This window comes from Ruegeria sp. BB5 (assembly GCF_056539405.1).
The window spans coordinates 1,432,273-1,454,064 of record NZ_JBQFUX010000001.1 but is presented as its reverse complement, the minus strand read 5'-3'; the positions used below and the strand labels follow the sequence as shown (position 1 = coordinate 1,454,064).

At 58.1% G+C, this 21,792-nt stretch carries 21 protein-coding genes; 12 read left to right on the top strand and 9 right to left on the bottom strand.

All coding sequences use genetic code 11. From position 1 onward, the window contains the following. Window positions 1–164: 164 nt before the first annotated feature. Genes ACR0DL_RS07245 through ACR0DL_RS07230 form a run of 4 tightly spaced genes read right to left on the bottom strand, consistent with a single transcriptional unit; the run spans window position 165 to window position 2,295 of the window. On the bottom strand, window positions 165–398 hold the full coding sequence (locus ACR0DL_RS07245) for a DUF1289 domain-containing protein (RefSeq protein ID WP_170359116.1): 234 nt from the start codon (window positions 396–398) through the stop codon (window positions 165–167). A gap of 18 nt (window positions 399–416) precedes the next feature. Continuing rightward, window positions 417–881 carry a Holliday junction resolvase RuvX gene (gene ruvX, locus ACR0DL_RS07240; RefSeq protein ID WP_425080410.1) on the bottom strand — a complete coding sequence of 155 codons (465 nt, stop codon included), beginning with the start codon at window positions 879–881 and terminating at the stop codon, window positions 417–419. Further along, entirely contained in the window at window positions 878–2,098 is a 1,221-nt protein-coding gene (ccmI, locus tag ACR0DL_RS07235; protein ID WP_480688284.1) for a c-type cytochrome biogenesis protein CcmI, read from the bottom strand. Before ccmI ends, ruvX begins: the two co-directional genes overlap by 4 nt. 26 nt (window positions 2,099–2,124) lie before the next feature. Further along, window positions 2,125–2,295, bottom strand: coding sequence for a hypothetical protein (locus ACR0DL_RS07230; protein ID WP_170349134.1), 171 nt, complete (start codon window positions 2,293–2,295; stop codon window positions 2,125–2,127). Between ACR0DL_RS07230 and ACR0DL_RS07225 the strand changes: the two genes are divergently transcribed. From ACR0DL_RS07225 to ACR0DL_RS07205, 5 genes are all read left to right on the top strand, one after another. After that, window positions 2,294–3,538, top strand: coding sequence for a sarcosine oxidase subunit beta family protein (locus tag ACR0DL_RS07225; protein ID WP_170375896.1), 1,245 nt, complete (start codon window positions 2,294–2,296; stop codon window positions 3,536–3,538). The genes ACR0DL_RS07230 and ACR0DL_RS07225 overlap by 2 nt on opposite strands. Before the next feature lie 76 nt (window positions 3,539–3,614). Beyond that, window positions 3,615–3,944, top strand: a complete 330-nt coding sequence (locus tag ACR0DL_RS07220) for a sarcosine oxidase subunit delta (RefSeq protein ID WP_170349132.1) — start codon at window positions 3,615–3,617, stop codon at window positions 3,942–3,944. A gap of 43 nt (window positions 3,945–3,987) precedes the next feature. Next, window positions 3,988–7,002 (top strand): sarcosine oxidase subunit alpha family protein, encoded by a 3,015-nt coding sequence (locus tag ACR0DL_RS07215; RefSeq protein ID WP_480688282.1) that lies wholly within the window; start codon window positions 3,988–3,990, stop codon window positions 7,000–7,002. Then, window positions 6,995–7,561 carry a sarcosine oxidase subunit gamma gene (locus tag ACR0DL_RS07210; RefSeq protein ID WP_480688280.1) on the top strand — a complete coding sequence of 189 codons (567 nt, stop codon included), beginning with the start codon at window positions 6,995–6,997 and terminating at the stop codon, window positions 7,559–7,561. Before ACR0DL_RS07215 ends, ACR0DL_RS07210 begins: the two co-directional genes overlap by 8 nt. Window positions 7,562–7,765: 204 nt before the next feature. Then, the gene (locus tag ACR0DL_RS07205; RefSeq protein ID WP_170410341.1) at window positions 7,766–8,194 is read left to right on the top strand and encodes a hypothetical protein; all 429 of its coding nucleotides are present in this window, start codon (window positions 7,766–7,768) and stop codon (window positions 8,192–8,194) included. Between the two features lie 67 nt (window positions 8,195–8,261). On the opposite strand, the gene ACR0DL_RS07200 is transcribed toward ACR0DL_RS07205, so the two are convergent. Both ACR0DL_RS07200 and ACR0DL_RS07195 read right to left on the bottom strand, forming a co-directional pair. Further along, window positions 8,262–8,651 carry a hypothetical protein gene (locus tag ACR0DL_RS07200; protein ID WP_170396282.1) on the bottom strand — a complete coding sequence of 130 codons (390 nt, stop codon included), beginning with the start codon at window positions 8,649–8,651 and terminating at the stop codon, window positions 8,262–8,264. Window positions 8,652–8,751: 100 nt separating this feature from the next. Continuing rightward, complete coding sequence (locus ACR0DL_RS07195) at window positions 8,752–9,513, bottom strand: FkbM family methyltransferase (protein ID WP_480688278.1); 762 nt, start codon at window positions 9,511–9,513, stop codon at window positions 8,752–8,754. A 101-nt stretch (window positions 9,514–9,614) separates the two neighbouring features. On the opposite strand from ACR0DL_RS07195, the gene ACR0DL_RS07190 reads away from it, so the two are divergent. The 3 genes from ACR0DL_RS07190 (at window position 9,615) to ACR0DL_RS07180 (ending at window position 11,753) form a co-directional block, all read left to right on the top strand. After that, a complete protein-coding gene (locus ACR0DL_RS07190; protein WP_113789565.1) occupies window positions 9,615–10,214 on the top strand; it encodes a superoxide dismutase in 600 nt (199 codons plus the stop codon). 3 nt (window positions 10,215–10,217) lie between these two features. Further along, window positions 10,218–11,096 carry a metallophosphoesterase gene (locus ACR0DL_RS07185; protein ID WP_170359101.1) on the top strand — a complete coding sequence of 293 codons (879 nt, stop codon included), beginning with the start codon at window positions 10,218–10,220 and terminating at the stop codon, window positions 11,094–11,096. A 207-nt stretch (window positions 11,097–11,303) separates the two neighbouring features. Continuing rightward, the gene (locus tag ACR0DL_RS07180; protein WP_170349125.1) at window positions 11,304–11,753 is read left to right on the top strand and encodes a host attachment family protein; all 450 of its coding nucleotides are present in this window, start codon (window positions 11,304–11,306) and stop codon (window positions 11,751–11,753) included. 44 nt (window positions 11,754–11,797) lie between these two features. Here the strand turns inward: ACR0DL_RS07180 and ACR0DL_RS07175 are convergent, their stop codons facing one another. Continuing rightward, window positions 11,798–12,349, bottom strand: a complete 552-nt coding sequence (locus tag ACR0DL_RS07175) for an LOG family protein (RefSeq protein WP_170359097.1) — start codon at window positions 12,347–12,349, stop codon at window positions 11,798–11,800. A gap of 126 nt (window positions 12,350–12,475) precedes the next feature. Here ACR0DL_RS07175 and ACR0DL_RS07170 point away from each other — a divergent pair, with 126 nt between their 5' ends. The 4 genes from ACR0DL_RS07170 (at window position 12,476) to ACR0DL_RS07155 (ending at window position 16,653) form a co-directional block, all read left to right on the top strand. Continuing rightward, window positions 12,476–13,822, top strand: coding sequence for a LysM peptidoglycan-binding domain-containing protein (locus tag ACR0DL_RS07170; RefSeq protein ID WP_480688276.1), 1,347 nt, complete (start codon window positions 12,476–12,478; stop codon window positions 13,820–13,822). Between the two features lie 79 nt (window positions 13,823–13,901). Continuing rightward, complete coding sequence (locus tag ACR0DL_RS07165; protein WP_438826481.1) at window positions 13,902–15,707, top strand: ABCB family ABC transporter ATP-binding protein/permease; 1,806 nt, start codon at window positions 13,902–13,904, stop codon at window positions 15,705–15,707. A gap of 64 nt (window positions 15,708–15,771) precedes the next feature. Beyond that, a complete protein-coding gene (locus tag ACR0DL_RS07160; protein WP_170505486.1) occupies window positions 15,772–16,176 on the top strand; it encodes a DUF2147 domain-containing protein in 405 nt (134 codons plus the stop codon). Window positions 16,177–16,329: 153 nt separating this feature from the next. Next, complete coding sequence (locus ACR0DL_RS07155; RefSeq protein ID WP_170505489.1) at window positions 16,330–16,653, top strand: hypothetical protein; 324 nt, start codon at window positions 16,330–16,332, stop codon at window positions 16,651–16,653. A gap of 46 nt (window positions 16,654–16,699) precedes the next feature. On the opposite strand, the gene ACR0DL_RS07150 is transcribed toward ACR0DL_RS07155, so the two are convergent. After that, complete coding sequence (locus ACR0DL_RS07150; RefSeq protein ID WP_480688275.1) at window positions 16,700–20,473, bottom strand: efflux RND transporter permease subunit; 3,774 nt, start codon at window positions 20,471–20,473, stop codon at window positions 16,700–16,702. Continuing rightward, the gene (locus tag ACR0DL_RS07145) at window positions 20,470–21,702 is read right to left on the bottom strand and encodes an efflux RND transporter periplasmic adaptor subunit (protein WP_480688273.1); all 1,233 of its coding nucleotides are present in this window, start codon (window positions 21,700–21,702) and stop codon (window positions 20,470–20,472) included. Before ACR0DL_RS07145 ends, ACR0DL_RS07150 begins: the two co-directional genes overlap by 4 nt. Window positions 21,703–21,792: the final 90 nt, after the last annotated feature.

Genomic DNA, 21,792 nt, shown 5'->3' with positions numbered 1-21,792 from the left:
TGCCTTGTTCTTCCGCGTAACCACTTCGGAGGAACCTGAAAACTGAAGCGCGTCGCTGTGGGTTGCCACTCACTCACCACAAGTGTTCGAACTTGATCCCCCTCGAAGTTCAGACCAACCTGCAGCGGCGCAGATTCAGTCCATGTCCTCGATCTGGATAGAATTTAAGACTTTTTCAGGCGTGCGGCACGACCACCCCTGCGTTTGGTCAGCTGGGGTTTGCGTGAGGGCAGGTTTTCCATGATCTCAGCACGCTCGTTGCTGTCCATTTTAGACCAGCGCGAGATTTCATCGATCGTGCGGTAGCAACCGGTACAGATACGTTCGGTCGGGTGAACGACGCAGATCTGGATACAGGGGCTTTCGACCTCGTTCCTTTTCCAAACCATGTTCGTCATTGCCGTATCCCGTTGCAACTAAAGAAAGCGCAGCCTGTCCAGCGCCCCTTGCAGAATATAACCCGCCGCGACGTGATCGATAACCTGTCCGCGACGTTTTCGTGTCGTATCCGCCTCAAGCAGTGCCTTTTCGGCCGCAACCGTGCTCAGCCGTTCGTCCCAGAACCCGATGGAAACTTCGGTCAGTCGCGACAGGTTTCGGGCAAAGGCGCGGGTGGATTGGCAGCGGGGACCTTCGGTTCCGTCCATGTTTTTCGGCAGACCCAGAATGACACCGCCAATCTCGCGGTCAGCGATCAGTTCCAGCAATCGCGCAGAATCCAGGGTAAATTTTTTGCGCCGCACGGTCTCCAACGGGCTGGCCACACCGCGCATCCGGTCCGAGACGGCGACCCCGATGGTTTTTTCGCCCAGATCCAGACCCATCAGCGCGGTCATCGGCGGCAGGGCGGTAGCAAATTCTTCGAATGCGTCGTGAATCATTGTGCAATTCCGGCCTGCAATGCGGCGGCGTCGATCAGTTCGATGGCATCGGCATTTCCGGCAAAGACTTCCATAGCCTCGTTCTTGATGTCGATGGCCCGCTGACCTTCGCCCAACACGCCAAGGGCTGCAATCAGACGCGCCCATTCCTCGGGTGAACCGCCCTCAGAGGCCAGACGTTCAGACAGTTGGTTGACCATGCCCTTGATCATTTCTTGCCGTTCTTCCGGTGTCAGTTCGGCTGCGGCATCGACGTCACCCTGACTGGGGCCGGGGGCAGCAGGTATTTCAGGCGCGTTGAATACCCCGGCGCGGAAAGCCAGCTCGTCCAATTGGGCCCGAATGGCTTCGGCCCATGGCGCGCCGACAGGGGCATCGCGGAGGGCATCGACCCAGACCCGGTATCCAACGTCGGGGCGTCCGATCTGCACCATCATCTGCCCTAGATAGTATTGCGCCGGCCCATGGCGCGGGTCGCGTTTCAGCGCCTGCCTCAATGCCTCTTCGGCCTCGGGCGAGACATAGCCGCCCACGGACAGGATCATCATCTCGGCCAGATGTGAAAAGGCATCGGCGGGGATATCGTCGCCAGACAGCTCGATCACACGTTGCTGGGCTGCGTAAGCGGCGGGAAAATTGCCTGCATTCGCCTCGTGTTGAGCCAGCAGGATATGGCCCTGCAGATCATCGGGGCGTGCTGCAACAGTCTCGCGCAACTGATTCAGAAGATTGGCATAACTCTCATCCAGCTGCGGCAATTGTGCGGGCGGGGCGGCTGCTTCGGCTTCGGCCTGGCTGGGGCGTTCGGCACGCAGAGTTTCGGCTTGCTCCAGCCGCAGCGACAAGGGTTGATCCGGCAGCCCTGCGGCACCCATCTGGCGATACATCCAGATCGCACCGCCCACGACGACAAGCGCGATGACAGCAAAGGCGGCAACGCTGGCCCAGCGAGGAGGTCCGGCGCGATCAACCCCGGCCTGCATCTGCGCGTCGGCGGCCAGAATGCGGCGTGAGATTTCCGTGCGGACCCGGTCTGCGTCGGCCTCGCCGATAACGCCTCGGGCCAGATCCTTGTCCACGCCCGCCAGCTGCTCGCGATAGACACGCAGATCATATGCCGCCGCAGGCTCACGCGTTTTGCGGCTGCGGAGCAGGGAAAAGCCCAGGAACAGGGCAATCAGCAGTGCGGTTAGAATGGTGACGACCAGGAACGACATGGTTTCTCCGATATGGCTGCCCTGACTTAGACCTCTCGGCGGGGCGACAAAAGGGACAAATGGCCGCGAGAGGACGTCATGTCGCAATAAAAGGGCGGATGTCGCAATAGTTCGATATTGTGGCGCTGTGCGGCAGGGGTAAAGTGTTCGCGCACGGCATATCTGCGCCAATCACCGAACCGGATGGATTCGCTCATGAAACACTACTCAGCCTTTGCTGTGGCGCGGGAGGCCCTGCGCTATCACACCGGATGGGAGCGCGCGTGGCGCTCGCCCGAACCGAAAAAGCGGTACGACGTGATAATCGTCGGCGCAGGGGGGCATGGTCTGGCGACCGCCTATTATCTTGGCAAGAATTACGGCATCCAGAACGTCGCCGTGATCGAAAAAGGCTGGCTGGGCGGCGGCAACACCGGGCGCAACACGACCATCATCCGGTCGAACTATCTGCAGGACCCGTCGGCGGCGATCTATGAAAAGGCGCGTGGTCTGTACGAGGACCTGAGCCAGGACCTGAACTATAACATCATGTTCAGCCCCCGCGGTGTGATGATGCTGGCGCAGACACAGCACGAAATCCGCGGTTATCAGCGCACCGCCCATGCCAATGCGCTGCAGGGCGTGCAGACGGAGTGGATTGAGCCCGAACGTGTCAAACAGCTGGTTCCGATCATCAATATCGACGGTCCGCGTTATCCGGTCCTGGGGGCTCTGTGGCAGGAACGCGGCGGCACCGCGCGGCACGATGCTGTGGCGTGGGGCTATGCCCGCGCGTGTTCGGCCATGGGCATGGACATCATCCAGCAATGCGAAGTCACAGGTGTGCGTTCTCAGGACGGCCGTGTCGTTGGCGTAGATACCACCAAAGGCGCGATTGACTGCGAAAAGCTGGGCATCGTGGTCGCAGGCCATTCAGGTCAGCTGGCCGAGATGGCAGGCTTCCGTCTTCCGCTTGAGGCGATCGCCCTGCAAGCGCTGGTATCTGAACCGATCAAGCCTTGCATGGACGTGGTCGTGATGGCCAACACCGTGCACGGTTACATGTCTCAGTCCGACAAGGGTGAGATGGTGATTGGTGGCGGTACTGATGCCTATAACAACTTCACTCAGCGCGGGTCCTTCCACCATATCGAGGAAACCGTCCGCGCGTTGGTCGAGACCTTCCCGATGATTTCGCGTCTGAAGATGCTGCGCCAGTGGGGTGGTATCGTGGACATGACCGGTGACCGCTCGCCCATCCTGTCGAAGACGCCGCTACAAGGCTGCTTCATCAACGGTGGTTGGGGCACAGGTGGCTTCAAGGCAATCCCGGGGTCCGGCTGGGGGATGGCGCAGTTGATGGCCACCGGTCATTCGCCGCTGACCGAAGCGTTTTCGCTAGACCGTTTCAAAGAGGGCCGCTTCATCGACGAAAGCGTTGCCGCCGGGGTGGCGCACTAAGGGCGCTGCTCGAGGTTGCCCACAAACAGAATTCAGGTCGGCCATTGTGCCGACCGACCGCCAAAAGGATGAACACATGCTGATCCTGAATTGCCCGTATTGCGGCGTCGACGCCGAAGAAACCGAACTGGCCGCTGGTGGCGAGGCGCATCTGAAGCGTTTCGGTCCGGGCTCGTCGGATGACGAGTTCCACGACTACCTGTTCATGCGCGAAAACCCCAAAGGCGTCCATTTGGAACGCTGGCGCCACGCAAATGGCTGTGGCAAGTGGTTCCACGCCGCGCGCTGTACCCAGACGCTTGAGGTGTTTGGCACGTATTCCGCACAGGTCACCGAACCTCCGAAAGAGATCAAGGATGCCATCTCGGCCAAGCGCCCCGGCTGGACTTGGAGAGAGTTCGAATGACCCGCGTCACCACCCGTAATTCCGCCTGCGAAAGGTCCACAACATGAGCACCCGTCTCGCAAAACAAGGCCGGCTGATTGACCGGTCGAAACAGGTCACCTTTACCTTCAACGGCACCTCGATGCAGGGGTACGAGGGCGATACGCTCGCCTCGGCCCTGCTGGCCAATGATCAGATGATGATGGGCCGGTCGTTCAAGTATCACCGCCCGCGCGGCGTTGTCGCCAGCGGCGCGGAAGAGCCGAACGCACTGGTCGGTCTGGGGCAGGGCAACCGGTTCGAGCCGAACCAGCGCGCCACCACGACCGAGTTGTTCAACGGTCTGACCGCGATTTCACAGAACCACTGGCCGAACCTTGAATTCGACATCGGGGCGGTGAACACGCATCTGTCTCGCTTTCTGCCGGCTGGCTTCTACTACAAGATGTTCATCCACCCCAAGCCGTTCTGGAAACACGTTTATGAGCCGTTCATCCGCCAGTCGGCCGGTTTGGGTAAAGCGCCCGACAAAGACAACCGTGACGCGGACACCTATGAGCATTTTTATGCCTTCACCGATGTTCTGGTAATCGGCGGCGGTGTGGCCGGTATGCAGGCCGCAAAGGCGGCGGCTGCGTCCGGCGCCAAGGTGATGCTGATCGAACAGACAGCCCATTGGGGAGGGCGCGCTCCGGTCGATGGTGGCACCGTTGATGGCGCACCTGTGGATAAGTTCGTGGATCAATTAGTTTCCAAACTGGAAACAATGGACAACGTTACCATGCGATTGCGCTGCATGGGCGCGGGTGTCTATGACCACGGATATGTGCTGGGATATGAGCGTCTGACTGACCATACTCCGGGAATTCAGGGCCCACGCCACCGCCTGTGGCGCATCCGTGCCAAGCAGGTTGTGACCGCAACCGGTGCAATTGAACGTCCGCTGTCTTTCGCGGGCAACGATGTTCCGGGTGTGATGCTCGCTTCGGCCATGCGCGACTATGTGGTGAACTGGGGTGTCACCCCGGGCGAGCGCGTGATCGTTGCCACCAACAATGACGATGGGTATCGCACCGCGATCATCCTGAAACAGGCCGGAGTGGACGTCCTGCGCGTGATAGATGCACGCGCCGCTGCAGGCCCGATGGCCGAAGAGGCGCGTCAGCTCGGTATCCGGGTGGACCCCGGAAAAGCCGTCGCCAAAGTCAAAGGTGGCAAACGCGTCAAAAAGGTCGCGATCTGCAATCAGGAAGGTATCGGTGGCGCTCGCGAAGAAGTTGAGTGCGATGCCGTTGCCATGTCGGGTGGTTGGTCTCCGGTCGTTCATTTGTGGTCGCATTGCGGTGGCAAACTGATCTGGGACGACGCGAACGCCCATTTTCGTCCTGACCCCGAACGTCCACCGCTGGGCGCGAACGGCGAGGGCTTTGTCGTAGCTGCCGGTTCCGCCAACGGCCCGCTGGCGCTGGGCGATGTTCTGGCTGACGCACAAACCGCAGGTGAGGCCGCAGCCAATGGCGCGGGTTTCAAACCCAAGACATCCGACGCGCCGAAGGGTGAAACCACGGCCGAGGCCGCGATGGAGCCGGTCTGGCTGATGCCCGCCAATGCCGAGGTTCAACTGCGCATGAAGTCCTGGCTGGATTTCCAGAACGACGTCAAAGTGTCCGACGTCCAACTGGCGGCGCGTGAAGGCTATGAAAGCGTTGAACACACCAAGCGCTACACGACGCTGGGTATGGCGACGGATCAGGGTAAGTTGAGCAATATCAACGGCCTGGCGATCCTAGCTGATGCGTTGGACTCCGAGATTCCGAAAGTCGGTACCACCACATTCCGTCCACCGTATACTCCGATTTCGATGGGGTCGATTGGCGGCGAAGCGCGGGGCGACGTGTTCCAACCGATCCGTCAAACCCCGATGCACGACTGGCACGACAAAAACGGTGCCGATTGGGAGCCGGTCGGCCACTGGCGCCGGACCTATGCTTATGTCCGCCCCGGTGAATCCGTACATGACGCGGTGAATCGCGAGGTCAAGAACACGCGCGAAAACCTCGGCCTGCTGGACGCATCGACGCTGGGCAAGCTGATCGTCAAAGGCCCGGACGCAGGCAAGTTCCTGGACATGATGTACACTAACATGATGTCCACGCTGAAGGTCGGCAAATGCCGCTATGGCCTGATGTGCTCGGAAAACGGCTTTCTGATCGACGACGGCGTTGTTGCCCGCATCGATGAGGACACATGGCTGTGCCACACAACCACCGGCGGAGCGGAACGTATCCACGGCCATATGGAAGAATGGCTGCAGACCGAATGGTGGGACTGGAAAGTTTATGTCGCCAACGTGACGGAGCAATACGCTCAGGTGGCCGTTGTCGGCCCCAACGCCCGCAAGGTATTGGAGAAGCTGGGCGGCATGGATGTGTCCAAAGAGGCGCTGCCGTTCATGGAGTGGCGCGATGGCAAAATCGGCGACTTCGACTGCCGTGCCTATCGCATCTCGTTTTCGGGCGAGCTGTCCTATGAGATCGCCGTTCCTGCCTCGCAGGGGCAGGCGTTCTGGGATGCTCTGGTCGAGGCAGGGCAGGAGTTCGGAGTGATGCCTTATGGCACCGAATGTCTGCACATCCTGCGGGCCGAGAAGGGCTTTATCATGATCGGGGATGAGACCGATGGCACCGTGATCCCCCAAGATCTGGGGCTGCACTGGGCCCTGTCCAAGAAGAAAGAGGACTACCTCGGCAAACGCGCCCATTCGCGCACCCATATGGCCGATCCGGACCGCTGGAAACTGGTGGGGCTTGAGACTGTGGATGGTTCCGTTATTCCCGACGGTGCTTACGCAGTAGGCGACGGCGTCAACGCCAACGGTCAGCGTAATATGATCGGTCGCGTTACCTCGACCTATTACTCGGCCAATCTGGGCAAAGGCATCGCCATGGGCTTGATCAAGCACGGACCCGACCGGATGGGTGAGATCGTCGAGTTCCCGGGTACCGACGGCAAAACCTATAAAGCCAAGATCGTGGACCCGATCTTCTATGACAAAGACGGGGAGAAGCAGAATGTCTGAACCCATTAGCGCACTGAATCACGCCAGCTATGACGGTATTGTCAAAGTCGAGGAATGTGGCCTGCAGGGTATGATCACCCTGCGGGGCGACCTGTCCGATAAGGTGCTGGTCAAAGCGGTCAAGGATGCCACAGGCCAGAAAGTACCCGGCCAGCGTGAATCTCTGATCAATGGCGACACCGGCGTTTGCTGGATGTCCACGGACGAATTGCTGGTGCTAGTGCCGTATGCCGAGGTGGAGGCCAAGTTGGCCGCAATGGCAAATGCGCTTAGCGGCACACACGCGTTGGCGGTCAATGTCTCGGACGCGCGGGCCGTGTTCCGCATCTCGGGCGCCGGCGCGCGCGAGGTGGTTGGCAAATTGGCCCCGGTCGATCTGTCGGTCGAGGCGTTCCAGCCTGGCCAAATTCGCCGCTCGCGCTTGGCGCAGGTGGCAGGGGCGTTCTGGATGGACGACGCCGAGACCTTCCGTGTTGTCTGTTTCCGGTCGGCTGCGGATTACGTGTTCAAACTGCTCAAGGTTGCGGCGCAGCCAGGCAGTGAGGTTGGGTTTTATTGACCTCATAAACCCCGCAGAAAAGTTACAAATAACAGCCGCCTTTCCCAAAAAAGGCGGCTATTTTCTTTTTCATCTTGCGCAACATTTCGATGCCCTTTTATGAGAGAGGTGCAAAGGCAGTCTCCCCTTAAGATTGTATTGAATTTTAAGTGGGATAAGGCTGCAAGCTATAGTGTTATTGGTAAAACTTGAAAGCGTAAGAAGATGAAGAAAGCGATAGCCGCCTTGGCTTTGACCTTGGCTGCAACCACAGCGAAAGCTGAAGTCGTCACCTATGACTGCAACTTGCACCGGATGGAAGAAGGATGGATCGCCGAGCGTGTGATCCTGAGTGTTGATGCGGAAAACAAGCGTGCGCGGGCTTATGACGCCTACATTCATCACTATGAGGATAAGCAGCCCAAAGATGTGAAATTCAAAACAACCCGCAAGGGCGAATACAGGCTCATGTGGAAAATGAAAATTCCCGCCAGAAATAGCGGGCTTGCGTATGTAAGTTATACAGCCACACTGAACCCGGAAAAACAGCGCCTGGACATGATCGCAAGATTTCCGCAAGCCAATGTGCTGAACCGGCCATCGGGTTTTGGGGAGTGTTCAGTAAACACGATCGAGTCGCTTTACGCTTCCTGAGTTCTGCAAGCTCGCTGGTTTTGTGTACTCGAAAAAAGAAAATCCCCGGAAATTCCGGGGATTTTTTTTAACTTTCAACGCTGCAAGTGCCAAGACCGTAAGGTTTGTTAGCGGCGTTTGTACTGACGAAAGACATACGAACTTTGAGGCTGTTATCAGCGGGATTTAGGTTTGCCTGATACTTGACACGCAAATTACCACCGGCAGAAGCGCGGCGTGTTTCGGTCCAGACCATCCGAACACCCTTGTTGCCACGGCTTTTGTATTTAGTGTCGATCCATTCAGGTCTGCTCGCTACCTTTGCCCAGCCGTCTTCGGCGTCCACTTGAAAGGCATAGCTCCGCGCGATCCAGCCGTGGCTGTCCTGTTTGGTCATTTTGCAATTGTAGGTAACTGTTTCCGCCATGGCGCCGTGTGCAAAAAATGCGGCCAAAGCAACAATGCTGAGATATTTCATATTTTCCCGATTTCCTTGTATCCGGGTACAGGAAATTTCAAAAACGGGCAGAAAGAACAAGAGGTTCCAGGCAGTTATTCAGAACGTTTTTGGGATAATGTCAATTGCGCAACAACAGTGTTTTGTATTGCGCAAGAGCGTTCGGATTCAATAGTTGTTCCGCTGTAATTGGTTGGGAGTTTTCGTCAGCGACCGCGGAATAGAAACCCAAAAGATCCAACAGGTTTTTCGTCTTCTCCAATCGATTATCCGTTGCCAACAGCGGGGCGTGCAGTGATAGCAGCAGGGCGGGGCGCTGTTTCTTCAACCAGGCAATCAGAGTGGGCAATACGAAATATTCGGCCCCTTCGATATCCATTTTGACCAGAGATACGCCGGACAGGTCATTTGCGGCCTCAAACTGATCCCATGCAATTGTCAGGGCGTCGCTGCCATGCTTGCCGTCATGCAGTAAGGAACTGGTAGAATCGCCCGGCTCGCCGCGTACCGAGGCCATGCGGGCCACGCCGAACTGGTTGGACAGCGCCACCCCAAAGGCCGACACGTTGTGGATTTCGTTCAGGTCCAGATTCCACGCCAGATACCTAAATGCAGTCGGATCGGGCTCAAAACACCACACGTGCCGGGCGCGGCGGGCACCGTAAAGCACGGTGGGGCCGATCCAGGCGCCGATATCCAGATAGTCGCTGTCGGACGAGAGATATTCGTCGAGAATGGCGAAAGTTTCGGGCTCCCACGCACCGGCTGAGGCTTTGCGCCAGAATTTCGAATGATAGGGGTCCAGATGAAACGGCTCGCCATTCAGGCTGCCTGCATAGTACCCGCGGGCGCGGTAAAACATCTTGCGCGCCTGCGTCAGCATCGCGGACCTCCGGGTTTTATTGTCACGGGCCTTGACCTATGGCGACTGTCAAAGCATTTAACCTTGGGAACCGCAACTTACATTTATAACAGGGGGCCGACATGGCTTTTGAACTTCCTGATCTTCCTTATGCACATGACGCGCTGGCAGCCAAGGGAATGTCCGCAGAAACGCTGGAATATCACCACGATCTGCACCACAAGGCATATGTCGACAACGGCAACAAGCTGATCGCCGGAACCGAGTGGGACGGCAAATCGCTGGAAGAGATCATCGTTGGCACCTACGACGCAAACGCAGTCGCGCAGAACGGCATCTTCAACAACATCAGCCAACTGTGGAACCACAACCAGTTCTGGGAAATGATGGGCCCCGGAGGCAACGCCATGCCTGGTGAGTTGGAAAAAGCCCTGACCGAGAGCTTTGGCTCGGTTGACGAATTCAAGTCGCAGTTCAGCGCTGCTGGTGCTGGTCAGTTCGGTTCGGGCTGGGCGTGGCTGGTCAAGAACGCGGACGGTTCGCTGGCTGTAACCAAGACTGAAAACGGCGTGAACCCGTTGTGTTTTGGTCAGACAGCGCTGCTGGGTTGTGACGTCTGGGAGCACTCGTATTACATCGATTTCCGCAACAAACGCCCGGCTTACCTGTCGAACTTCCTCGACAATCTGGTGAACTGGGAAAACGTTGCATCGCGGATGTAATCCTTGAACCGCAGAAGGTTCATAAAGGGCCTGCTGGCGACCACGCTGGCAGGCCTGTTTGTTGCAGCCTATGGGTTTTTTATCGAGCCCTCGCTGCGATTGCGCGTGCGCAAGTGGCGCGTGCGGCGCAAGGATTGGACAGCGCAGCCGCTACGGATCGCGGTTCTGTCCGATCTGCACGTTGGTGAGCCTTATGTCGGCCTTGATCGTGTCCGGCAGGTAGTGCGGCGTACCAATGCACTGGCCCCCGATCTGATCTTGCTGTTGGGGGATTATGCGGGCCACTACGACGGCATCACCGCTAAAGTCGAAGCTGAAGATCTGGCTCCGGTTCTTGGACAGCTTGAGGCGCGCAGCGGAGTTTATGCTGTTCTCGGAAACCACGACTGGTGGGATGATGAGGATGCCCAACGGCGTGGCGGTGGGCCGAACAAATTCGCCACCGCGTTTCAGGGGCAGGGCATCAAAGTGCTGTCCAACGAGGCAATGCGCCTGGACGATTTGGGCATCTGGCTGGCCGGGCTTGAGGATCAGCTTGCCTTCAGACGCAATGGCAAGCTTGTGGGTCTGGATGATCTGCCGGGAACCATGGCGCAAGTGACCGACGACGCGCCCGTGGTAATGATGGCGCATGAGCCTGATATCTTTCCCGACATCCCGGAAAATGTAGCGCTGACTTTGTCCGGCCACACGCATGGTGGGCAGGTGCGGCTGTTTGGTTGGTCGCCGGTGGTGCCGTCCAAGTACGGAAATCGTTATGCCTATGGGCATGTACACGAAGACGGACGCGATTTGGTCGTGTCTGGTGGGATCGGGTGTTCGATCCTGCCCGTTCGTTTTGGTGTAACGCCCGAAATCACAGTGATCGAACTGTCAGCCTGACAGGAGAAAACCCGCCTATGAACAAAGTTTCATACTGAGACGGGTTTGCACGCAACCTCGCAGTGCCTACCTTGGGTGTGGCGGAGGGAGAGAACCGCTAACCATATGAAAATGCACAGGCAACGCGCCGGAAACCTTTGGTTGCGTCAGGGTAAACCTATGCCTGTTAATTGAGGGATGGCCGTAGAAACATGACAGGAGATCACGATGGTCGCACTTGAACAGGGAACCTGGGTTGTTATTGCCGATGGGGAAAAGGCGTTGTTCGTCGAGAACATCACCGATGCCGAAGACCCCAATCTGGTGGTTGTTTCGGTGGAAGAACAGGATGGGGTTAGCCGACCCACCGACCGGGCCGGGCGGCGCTTTGATACCGGGCCGAACCAGAAATCGTCGGTTGAAGAGCCGAACTGGAAAACCCACGCCAAATCCCTTTTCGTGCAGGATGTTGCCAATCTTCTAAACCGTAAGGGATTGAAAGGGGCCTTCAATCGGTTGGTTCTGGTTGCCAGCCCGCATGTGCTGGGCCTGTTGCGCCGTCGCCTGCACAGCGAGGTACTTGCCAAGGTCGTGGCCGAGGTGGACAAGACCCTGACCAACCACCCAATGCACAAGGTCGAAAAGCTTCTGACCAGCCGCCTGAACCCGGCAGTTTAGCCGATTTATTCCCCGGTGGGTGGTCTCAGCCGTCCGTCTACCGGTCAGGTCAGGAACCCGCGCAGTGTCGACATCGCCGAGGCCGGATCATCAACCCAAGTGATGTAATCCGCCAACGACTCATCCGCGAACCCCTGACCGATGACGCGCTGCACCAGCTCGTGCAGCGCGTCCCAGTAACCATCCACGTTCATGACCAGAATGGGTTTGTCATGCAGGCCCAGCTGCCGCCATGTCAGCGCCTCGAACAGCTCATCCAGCGACCCCGGGCCGCCCGGAAGCACGACCACAGCATCTGCATTCATGATCATGACCTTTTTGCGCTCGTGCATCGTTTCGGTGACCACAAAGCGGGTCAGGTCGGTTTTGCCGACCTCGCGTTTCAGCAGGTGAACGGGGATCACTCCGAATGTGTCGCCGCCAGCGGATTGCGCAGCACGGGCAACTTCGCCCATCAGGCCGACATCCCCGGCGCCATAGACCAAACGCCAGCCTTCTTGTGCCAGCATCGTTCCGAAGGCCCTTGCGGCTTCGGAATAGGCGGAATTTGCGCCATTGCGTGACCCGCAATACACACAAACAGATTTCTGAGACATCGTGAACGCTCTCCGGGGTTGTGCCTGGGCTTTTGACCCCTGATAGCGGGATTGATAGATTGGCTCAACCGCCGCGCAGAATGTGTTGAAGGCACGGCACTTGCGCTGCGGAGTGAAAGGAAAAGAATGAACGCCGAGTCGGGAAGCGGAAGCTCTGGCACCTTCACCTGGGGGGTGATCGCCGGTATCGCAGTTTTAATCGGAGCGGGTGGATTGTACTGGTCCGGTATGGTCGGGGGGGACTCGGAAGAACCGGCACCAGAGGTCGAAGTCGCAGTTCAAACCCAGGAGGACAACGCTGAGCCCGCTGAGCAACCTGCCGAAAGTTCCACACCACCTGCCGCAGAAGATGAGCAAAGCGTCGAGGCTGCGACCCCACCTGCTGCCGAAGAGGCGGTGCCTGAAACACCGGCTGAGGAAGAGACAGCCCAAGCTGAGCCGCCTGTGAAACCGCTGTTGGATCAAATTTTTGTTGAATCGGACGGCAATACGGTTCTGTCAGGTTCTGCCGAACCGGGTTCCGAGGTCAACGTGCTGCTGGACGGAGAAGCGGTGCATAGTTTCACGGTCGATCCTAGCGGTCAGTTTGCCGAATTCGTTTCGATTCCATTCGCCGATACAGCGCGCGGTTTGACGTTGGAGACGCAGGGCGATCAACCGGTGCGCTCGGACGACTACGTGATTGCTGCACTGCCCGAACCTGAAGCTGCGGATGACGCTGTTTCTGTCGCGGATACTGCTGACGATGCAACGCAAGAACCCGAAGTGGCGCAGGCAACCGAAACGGATCAGGCGGCGTCGACCGACACAGTTTCCACTGACTTGCCCTCTTCCGAAACGGCTGAAACTGACGCGCCGTCGTCCGAAGATCAAACGGAACAGGTTGCCGAGGCTCCGGCTGAGGACACGCCGGACCAACAGGTCGCTATCCTGCGGTCTGGGGAGGACGGGGTTGAACTGGTGCAAGGTCCAACAAGCCAACCGCAGGAACCGGAACAGATCGCACTCGACACCATTGGGTATTCCGATGCTGGCGAGGTTGAACTGACAGGCCGGGTACCGGATGGATCGGCTGTGCGCCTGTATTTGGACAACCGGCTGGTCGATGATCTGTCCCCGGCCGATGACGGCAAATGGCGCAGCGAGTTGGACGGGGTCGAACCCGGCGTCTACACCCTGCGCGCTGACGAGGTTGCACCGGATGGTACCGTCGTTAGCCGTATTGAAACGCCATTCAAACGTGAGGCCACCGAAGTGCTGCGCGCCGCCGAGGCGACGGATAGCCCCGAGGCAGCAGAGGATGCCCCACCGATCCGGTCGGTCACTGTGCAGAAGGGTGACACGCTCTGGGCCATTTCCCGCGAACGGTTTGGCGACGGTGTTCTTTATGTGAAGCTGTTCGAGGCCAACCGGGCTGCTATACGTGATCCGGACCTGATCTACCCCGGACAGATCTTCACGATCCCCGAATAAGCTTTAGCCTCTGGCCCCTGCGGGGGCGGGGGGCTATCTCTGACCGCAGACCAGGAACGTGATGAGACGATCAGCCCCGATGCATTCAGACGATACGCCAGAAACGAACGAGCGCCGCTCAGGTTGGCGCACGATCCGCAAGGTATCACCATACCTCTGGCCCGAGGACGAACCTTGGGTCAAACGCCGTGTTGTGTTGGCAATGGGAATGTTGGTTCTGGCCAAGCTAATCGCGGTGTACACGCCAATTTTGTACAAGGGCGCGGTCGACGGTCTGGCGGGCGAAGGCGTGCCGCCACTGGCGCTGGGTGCGGTAGGATTAACCGTAGCCTACGGTGTTGCACGGATGATGACCGTGGGATTTCAGCAGCTCCGCGACGCGTCTTTTGCCCCGGTCGGGCAACGGGCGTTGCGGGCGCTGGCGCTGGAAACCTTCCAGCACATCCACCAACTGTCGATGCGCTATCACGTAACCCGCCGAACCGGCGGTCTCAGCCGGATCATTGAGCGCGGGGTGAAGGGCGTGGAATTCCTGTTGCGGTTCCTGCTGTTTTCCATCGGGCCGCTGATCCTGGAATTGCTACTGGTCGCGATCATCCTTATGTGGCTGTTCGATGTCTGGTATCTGGTCGTCGTCGCGGTGACCATTGCGCTTTATATCTGGTTCACCTTCGCGGTGACTGAGTGGCGCGTTAAATTGCGGCGCGAGATGAACGATCAAGATACTGAGGCCAACCAGCGCGCTATCGATAGTCTACTGAACTTTGAAACTGTCAAATATTTCAACGCTGAACAGCGCGAAGCTGAACGCTATGATGTCTCGATGAAAGCCTATGCTGGCGCGGCGCTGAAAACGGCTTATTCGCTGGCCTTCCTGAATTTCGGGCAGTCTTTTCTGATCACCTGCGGACTGATCGGCGTGATGGTTTTGGCTGCCATCGGTGTGCAGAATGGTACGCTGACCGTGGGTGATTTTGTCATGGTCAACGCCTACATGATCCAAATCACCGTGCCGTTGAACTTTCTGGGCACGGTGTATCGTGAAATCCGTCAATCGCTGGTCGATATGGGGCAGATGTTTGATCTGCTGGAACAACCTACCGAGGTAACAGACAAGCCCTGCGCGCCGAACCTTGCGATCAATGGCGGTGAGGTGACGCTGGACAACGTGCGGTTTGGTTATGATGCGGATCGTGAAATCCTCAAAGGCATCTCACTGACCGTTCCGGCGGGGCAGACCGTGGCTATTGTCGGGGCCACCGGTTCGGGTAAATCCACCATCGGGCGGCTGCTGTTCCGGTTCTATGATGTGACTGGCGGAGCGCTGAGGATCGACGGGCAGGATGTGCGCGACGTGACCCTGAACAGTCTGCATGCCGCCATCGGTGTGGTGCCACAGGATACGGTGCTGTTCAACGACACGATCCGCTACAACATCGCCTATGGCCGCGATGGCGCCACTCAAGAAGAGGTCGAAGCCGCAGCCAAGGCAGCCCAGATTCACGAATTCATTGTAATGCTGCCCGAAGGGTATGACACCAAGGTTGGTGAGCGTGGGCTGAAACTGTCCGGCGGTGAAAAACAGCGTGTCGGCATTGCGCGCACGCTGTTGAAAAATCCCCCGATCCTGTTGCTGGATGAGGCGACCTCGGCACTGGATACTGACACCGAGCAGGACATCAAGGATGCTTTGGCGCGGGCCGGAGAGGGGCGTACGGTTCTGACCATCGCGCATCGTCTCAGCACCATCGCCGAGGCCGACCGTATCGTTGTTTTGGAGCAAGGCGAGATATTGGAGCAGGGCACCCATGATGAGCTGCTGCAACGCGAGGGTCGTTATGCGCAGCTGTGGAGCCGTCAGCAATCGGATGCGCAGGCTGCCTGAACCGAAACCGGCCTCCGACTGGACTATGTGATATACTGAATGGGTTTTTGGAGGAGTTGTTTTGATGCGCAGATTGAAAAGAACCTCTGTTGTTCTGGTCGTTATTGCCGTGCTCATGCCAGTGATGGCGGCGGCTGATCCCATTGTCGGTGTCTGGAAAACCGAACCGGATCGCAAGAACCTGATTTCGCATATCCAGATATCTGCCTGCGGAGACAAGTTCTGTGGTCAGATTCAATCGGCCTATGACAAATCTGGGAAAGAGGTGCAGACCCCCAACATCGGCAAAAAGTTATTCTGGGATGTGGCCAGCGAAGGGGGCGGCAAATATGGCGGTGGTGATTTCTGGATTCCCATGGTCAATGTGGATGTGGTGCCGCAAATGACGCTGAGCGGAGACACTCTGACCGTGCGCGGATGCGAGCATGTTGTGTGCGGGCACCAGAAATGGACCCGTCTGTCCAATTGACCCGCTCCTTCTGACAAGAATTTGTTGCAACTGAGTCTTGCGCTACGACCACCACTCTGACCGTGGGTGATTGCCGATTGACCGATGATATTGCGTCGTTATGACGGGCAGTACCAACCGAGTGGTGTTGGGCAATAAATCAGGGAAACACTAATGAAGAAGTTCTTTGCTGCGCCGATCGTTCTGGCGTCGCTGTTCGCGTCGACCGCCTTCGCCGAGGATCTGGTATTTTTGCTGGGTAATGAAAGCAGCGTCGATCTGGTCGAATTCAATGTCTCGGCAAGTGCGTCCAATGAATGGGAAGCAAACTTGCTGCAAGGCGATTACATCGCGCCGGGATACGAAGCAGACGTGTTGATTGCTGACGGTCTGACCACCTGCGTCTATGACATTCGCGGCGCGTTTTCCGACGGGTCCAGCGCCGAGGATTACGGCGTAGACCTGTGCGATCTGGGTGAATACGTCTTTACTGACTAAGCCTGTCTGAAACGAAAAATGGCGAACCGTTGGGCTCGCCATTATTTTATTCTGCCGCTTTTAGGGGTGATCCCGGCGGATGTTCGGGCGCTTGGGCATCTTTGGACGCAGGGGGCGTTTCGTCGCCCCAGACCACCTCGGTCGCTTGTGCCTGACGGACGGCTTTGCCAATCGCCATATCCTGCGCCAATTGGCTGGATCGACCGGATGTCGCGCGCGCCAGTGCCCGGCCCAGCCATATCGTGTAGGTCGAAACCCAAACGCGCAACGCCAACAGTGAAGGCGTCACGATCAGCGTCAGAACCGTCGCAATGCCCAATCCGAAGACCACCGCCGTTGCCAGCTGCTTCCACCACAACGCGGTGGGGCTGTTGATCGAATAACCACCATTGATGAAGTCCAGCGACAGGCCGAACATCATGGGTGTCAGACCAGCCATCGTGGTCAATGTGGTCAGAAGAACCGGACGGATACGCGCCTCAGCCGTGCGGATGATGGCTTCGATCCGGGGCATATAGCGGCTGTATTCCTGATAGGTGTCGATCAGAACAATGTTGTTGTTCACCACGATCCCTGCCAGCGCCACGATGCCCGTGCCGGTCATGATGATCGAGAACGGTTGCCCCATAACGATCATCCCGATCAGAACCCCGGTGGTCGACAGTACAACCGCCAGCAGCACCAGTACCGAGTTGTAGAACGAGTTGAACTGCGCCAGCAGGATCACGAACATCAGGCCCAAAGCACCCAGGAAAGCGCTTTGCAGGAAGGCCCCGGATTCCTCTTGATCCTCCTGATCGCCGGTCCACTCCCAGGCAATCGTGTTCGAGAAGGGGCTGGTGTTCAGCCATTCCGTCAGCACTGCGATCCGTTCATTCGGATTGACCAGCGCGAACCGCGCCCCTTCTTCCGCAATAGCTGTGCGCAGGTCCTCGACGGTTTCGGCACCGGTTAGTTGGAACAGCTCAAATACCGTGCCATCGGAGCTGGTGATGGTTGTCCCGTTGGGTTCCGCGCCTTCTTCGACCGCACGCACAACGGCCAGTCGCTGTTCGGTTCCGTCAGGGCCGTCGACTACCACCTTGGACAGGCCCGGCTCGACATCTGCTTTGACGTCATAGTAACGCTGCTGGTCGATCCGGTTGATCTCGGCCAGCTTGGCCACCGGTTGGCGGGTGACAAAGTTGGACAGCGGCACTAGCCCGTCAGGGGTGCGGACCTTGAGCGAATCCAATGTGGACAAAACTCGGTCCTGTTCAGGCAGGCGCACGCGAATCTCGACTTCTTCATCGGTGTTGTCCGGACGCATCTCGCCGAGAAGAATGCCACGGGTGACCAACTGTACCATTGCGCCAACCGTGGCGACATCAGCCCCGAAACGTCCGGCCTTGGCGACGTCCACGTCGATCTGCCAGTCGATGCCGGGCAGGGGCATGGTGTCTTCGATCTTGATCAGACCGGGCGTTTCGTCAAACACAGCCCGCGCGGCTTCGGTCGCTGTGGTCAATTCCTCCCAACCGTCGCCTTTGATACGCAGATGTACAGGTTTAGCTGAGGCCGGACCCTGTTCCAGCGGCAGGATTTCCACGATGAAACCGGGCAGTTTGGCAAGTTCTGCATTCAACTCGTCTAGAACGAAATCACCGTCGTACTCCGGGGCGATGATTTCGCGATCGAACAGACCGAAAAACGCGGGTTCGGTCAGCGTTGGGCGGTCCTCCCACGGAGTGATTTCGAACTGCACACGACCGACGGTATCTGCCGGAGCTTCGGCACCGCCGTTGTTCTGGTTTAGGCCGCCTTCACCGGCAAAAGCGAACACGTTGGTTACGGCTGGGTGTGCCCCGATCACCTCTTCGGCGGCCAGCACCATCGCGTCTTTTTCCTGCAATGACAGGTTGCCCCGGGCCCGGACATAGGCGGTGGCCTGTTCTGGTTCGGTTTCGACAAAGAACTCAACGCCGCGGTTGTTTTCTCCGTAATACGACATCACCTGCCAGACGCAAAAACCGACTGCCATGATTGATACGAGCGGCATGACCGGGTTGCCGACCAGGAACTTTATCAGATAACCGAACACAGAGTGTTCACGCGCTGTGTGGACGCGTTCTTCCTTTTGCCGCTCGATTTTGGCGGCACTCAGGGTCACCGACCCTGCAAAGCCACCGAAGACGAACAGCAAGGCACCCGACAGCACGCCCCCGGGCAGCAGATAGTCAGGGTTCAGCATCTGCATCGCGCCCAAGAAGATCATGTACAGCGATGGGGGGACCATAATTGCGCGAACCCACCACGGGGCCACACTGCGCAGCCAATTCGAAGTTCGATCGAACGTGCGGCTCATTCGTCCGGATACGCCGCCGACGACCGGCAGGTAGATCAGCGCCACGATCAGCGAAGAGGACAGAACGAAGATCAACGTGATCGGCAGCATCTTCATGAATTCGCCGGGCACGCCGGGCCAGAACAGCATCGGCAGGAAGGCACACAGCGTCGTCGCGGTCGAGGACACGATGGGCCAGAACATCCGCTGCGCCGCCTCGACATAGGCGTGCATCGGGCCGATGCCTTCTTTGATGCGCTTGTCGGCGTATTCAACCACAACAATGGCACCGTCGACCAGCATCCCCACCGCAAGGATCAGCCCGAACATCACCATGTTCGAGATGGTGACGCCCATGACCGCCAGAAAAGCAAAGCTCAGCAGGAACGAGGTTGGGATTGCAAATCCGACCAACAGCGCAGCGCGCGTACCCAGCGAGGCCAGAACCACGATCATCACCAGCGCGATCGCGGTTAGGACCGAACCTTCAAGCTGACGCACCATCGAATCGACAATGCGGCTTTGGTCGTTCGAGGTGCCAACATCTACGGCGGCCTGCAATTCGGCGGGCCATTTCTCTTGCGCTGCGGCAAGAGTCGCTTTGACGTCGTCCACTGTGTCGATCAGGTTGTAGCCTTTGCGTTTGACCACCTGAAGTGCCACCGTGGACTGGTTGTCAAACCGCGCGGTGCCTTCGCGGTCTTCGAAAGTATAGTTGATCTGCGCCAGCTCACCCATCGTCACCACGCGGTCGCCATTGACCTTGACGGGTAGGCTGTAGACATCTTCAGCGGTTTTGAATGAAGACGGGATTTTGACCGAGAAAGTGCCTTGTGCTGAATCCACCTCACCAGCAGCGATCAGCTGGTTGTTGTTTTGGACAACTGTGATCAATTCGTCGGCCGAGACGTTGTAAGCCTCCAGCCGGAGCGGATCGATAATCACCTCGAGCAATTCGTCTCGGTTGCCCGCAATCCCGGCTTCCAGAACGGAATCCAGCGATTCAAGATCGTCCTGCAAGTCTTTGGCGATACGCGCCATTGTTCGCTCGGGGACTGCGCCAGTTAGGTTGACGATGACGATAGGGAATTCCGAAAAGTTAATCTCGAAAAGCGAATACTGCTCAGCCCCTTCAGGGAAATCGGCCTGAGCGCTGTTCATCGCGTCGCGCACATCCGCCATGATCGCGGTCTTATCCCAGCCGAATTCGAACTCTAGCGCGATACCGGCATAGCCTTCGGCAGCAGTGGCGGTCATTTCCTTGAGACCGTCCAGATCCGCCAGTTCGGTCTCCATCGGCTTGATCAGAAGGTTCTCAGAATCCTCGGCGGAAATGCCGGGAAATTGGACCGAGACGAAAAGCGCCGGGATTTCGATATCCGGTTCACCCTCTTTGGGCAGGCTGACATATGCAAACCCGCCGACAATCAGCGAGATCGCGATGAAGGCCAACACCATACGGGCCCTGTGGGCGGCCCATGCAACCAATCCTGTCATTGTGCAGCTTCCTGGTAGGTTGGTTCGACCTTAACGCCTTGCGTCACGAATTCCTGGCCGATCACAATGACATCAGAGGTTTCCGGTAGCCCATCAACCCAGACGCCTTCTGCGGTGTCGCGCAATAGCAGAATCGGCATGAATTCCACGATCTGGTTAGCGCCGACCGTGCGCACACCGATCTGCCCTTCGTTGTTCAATGTCAGGGCGGATTGCGGCAGCAGATGGGCCTTTGCCCCGTCGGCGGCTATACGGATATTGGCCGTCTGACCATCGCGAATGGCCAGTTCCGGGTTTGGAACGGTGATTTCAACTTCGAAGGTGCGGGTCGTTTCATCCGCCGACCTGCTCAGAAAAGTCACGCGGCCTTTGACCTCAAGACCCGTGATCAGGCGCGCCGATGCTTCCGAACCGACGATGATCTTGTTTACATCCGTTTCGGGCACGAACCCCACCAGCTTGATCGGGTTCAATTGAATCACGGTCGCACACAGCGATCCGGGCTGCATCAGGCTGCCCAGTTCGGCGGTATCGCTTTCCAGCAGGCCCTTGAATGGGGCTTCGATGGTCTGACGGTCAATCTCGCGCTGGGCGGCTTTGACCTCAGCAGTGGCGGCTTCGATCCCGGCGCGAGTGGCCTCCAATCCGGCCTCGGCGGTTTTGACGCCCGCTTCGGCAGAGCGCATCGCGGCTTCGCTGGAAATCCGTCGCGTTTCCGACCCGAACCCGGTTTCCGACAGTTTCTGTGCGGCCGTCAGGTTGATTTGCGCCTCAGCAACCAGGGCATGCGCCTCTTCCAGGCGGGCTTCGGCCTCGGGGATGCGGCTTTCGGCTTCAAGTTTGGCGGCCATAGCCTCGGCCAGGCTGGCGGGGCGGGTGCCTGGGTCAAGCTCGCACAGCAGGTCGCCCGCTTCGACGAACGCACCCTTGCGCTTGGGTTCCGAAATCACGGTCGACGTTGTTTCGGCCAGAACTTCGACCTGGCGATTGGCTCTGGTCTGGCCGCGCAACAACACGGCGCTGTCAATTTCCCGTGCAGACGAGCGCAAGACGACCACACCGATTGCATTCTGCGCCGTCTGGGGGTCGGATACAGATTCTGCTTCGGATGACGTATCTGTTTCAGAGTCGCCGCGACCAGCAAATGCAAACAATGCGTCGCGTTCAAAGACCAAAAGGAATAATGCGGCAATCACCAGAATCGCATTCACGAATGAAATCAATCGCATACGGGGCCTCTCTAAAAATTCTTTGCCGATTGTCCTTCGGCGTGCATGTTTAAAAGTGGGGGCAGGCACGCGCGTTTTCTACACTAAACT

Excerpts from the sequence above, each read along its gene's own strand:
- ACR0DL_RS07180 (WP_170349125.1), top strand. The coding sequence starts at position 11,304 with ATGGTCGCACTTGAACAGGGAACCTGGGTTGTTATTGCCGATGGGGAA.
- ACR0DL_RS07155 (WP_170505489.1), top strand. The coding sequence starts at position 16,330 with ATGAAGAAGTTCTTTGCTGCGCCGATCGTTCTGGCGTCGCTGTTCGCG.
- ACR0DL_RS07175 (WP_170359097.1), bottom strand. The coding sequence starts at position 12,349 with ATGTCTCAGAAATCTGTTTGTGTGTATTGCGGGTCACGCAATGGCGCA.
- ACR0DL_RS07215 (WP_480688282.1), top strand. The coding sequence starts at position 3,988 with ATGAGCACCCGTCTCGCAAAACAAGGCCGGCTGATTGACCGGTCGAAA.
- ACR0DL_RS07210 (WP_480688280.1), top strand. The coding sequence starts at position 6,995 with ATGTCTGAACCCATTAGCGCACTGAATCACGCCAGCTATGACGGTATT.
- ruvX (WP_425080410.1), bottom strand. The coding sequence starts at position 881 with ATGATTCACGACGCATTCGAAGAATTTGCTACCGCCCTGCCGCCGATG.
- ACR0DL_RS07190 (WP_113789565.1), top strand. The coding sequence starts at position 9,615 with ATGGCTTTTGAACTTCCTGATCTTCCTTATGCACATGACGCGCTGGCA.
- ACR0DL_RS07230 (WP_170349134.1), bottom strand. The coding sequence starts at position 2,295 with ATGAGCGAATCCATCCGGTTCGGTGATTGGCGCAGATATGCCGTGCGC.
- ACR0DL_RS07220 (WP_170349132.1), top strand. The coding sequence starts at position 3,615 with ATGCTGATCCTGAATTGCCCGTATTGCGGCGTCGACGCCGAAGAAACC.
- ACR0DL_RS07225 (WP_170375896.1), top strand. The coding sequence starts at position 2,294 with ATGAAACACTACTCAGCCTTTGCTGTGGCGCGGGAGGCCCTGCGCTAT.
- ACR0DL_RS07160 (WP_170505486.1), top strand. The coding sequence starts at position 15,772 with ATGCGCAGATTGAAAAGAACCTCTGTTGTTCTGGTCGTTATTGCCGTG.
- ccmI (WP_480688284.1), bottom strand. The coding sequence starts at position 2,098 with ATGTCGTTCCTGGTCGTCACCATTCTAACCGCACTGCTGATTGCCCTG.
- ACR0DL_RS07150 (WP_480688275.1), bottom strand. The coding sequence starts at position 20,473 with ATGACAGGATTGGTTGCATGGGCCGCCCACAGGGCCCGTATGGTGTTG.
- ACR0DL_RS07195 (WP_480688278.1), bottom strand. The coding sequence starts at position 9,513 with ATGCTGACGCAGGCGCGCAAGATGTTTTACCGCGCCCGCGGGTACTAT.
- ACR0DL_RS07205 (WP_170410341.1), top strand. The coding sequence starts at position 7,766 with ATGAAGAAAGCGATAGCCGCCTTGGCTTTGACCTTGGCTGCAACCACA.
- ACR0DL_RS07170 (WP_480688276.1), top strand. The coding sequence starts at position 12,476 with ATGAACGCCGAGTCGGGAAGCGGAAGCTCTGGCACCTTCACCTGGGGG.
- ACR0DL_RS07200 (WP_170396282.1), bottom strand. The coding sequence starts at position 8,651 with ATGAAATATCTCAGCATTGTTGCTTTGGCCGCATTTTTTGCACACGGC.
- ACR0DL_RS07165 (WP_438826481.1), top strand. The coding sequence starts at position 13,902 with ATGCATTCAGACGATACGCCAGAAACGAACGAGCGCCGCTCAGGTTGG.
- ACR0DL_RS07245 (WP_170359116.1), bottom strand. The coding sequence starts at position 398 with ATGACGAACATGGTTTGGAAAAGGAACGAGGTCGAAAGCCCCTGTATC.
- ACR0DL_RS07145 (WP_480688273.1), bottom strand. The coding sequence starts at position 21,702 with ATGCGATTGATTTCATTCGTGAATGCGATTCTGGTGATTGCCGCATTA.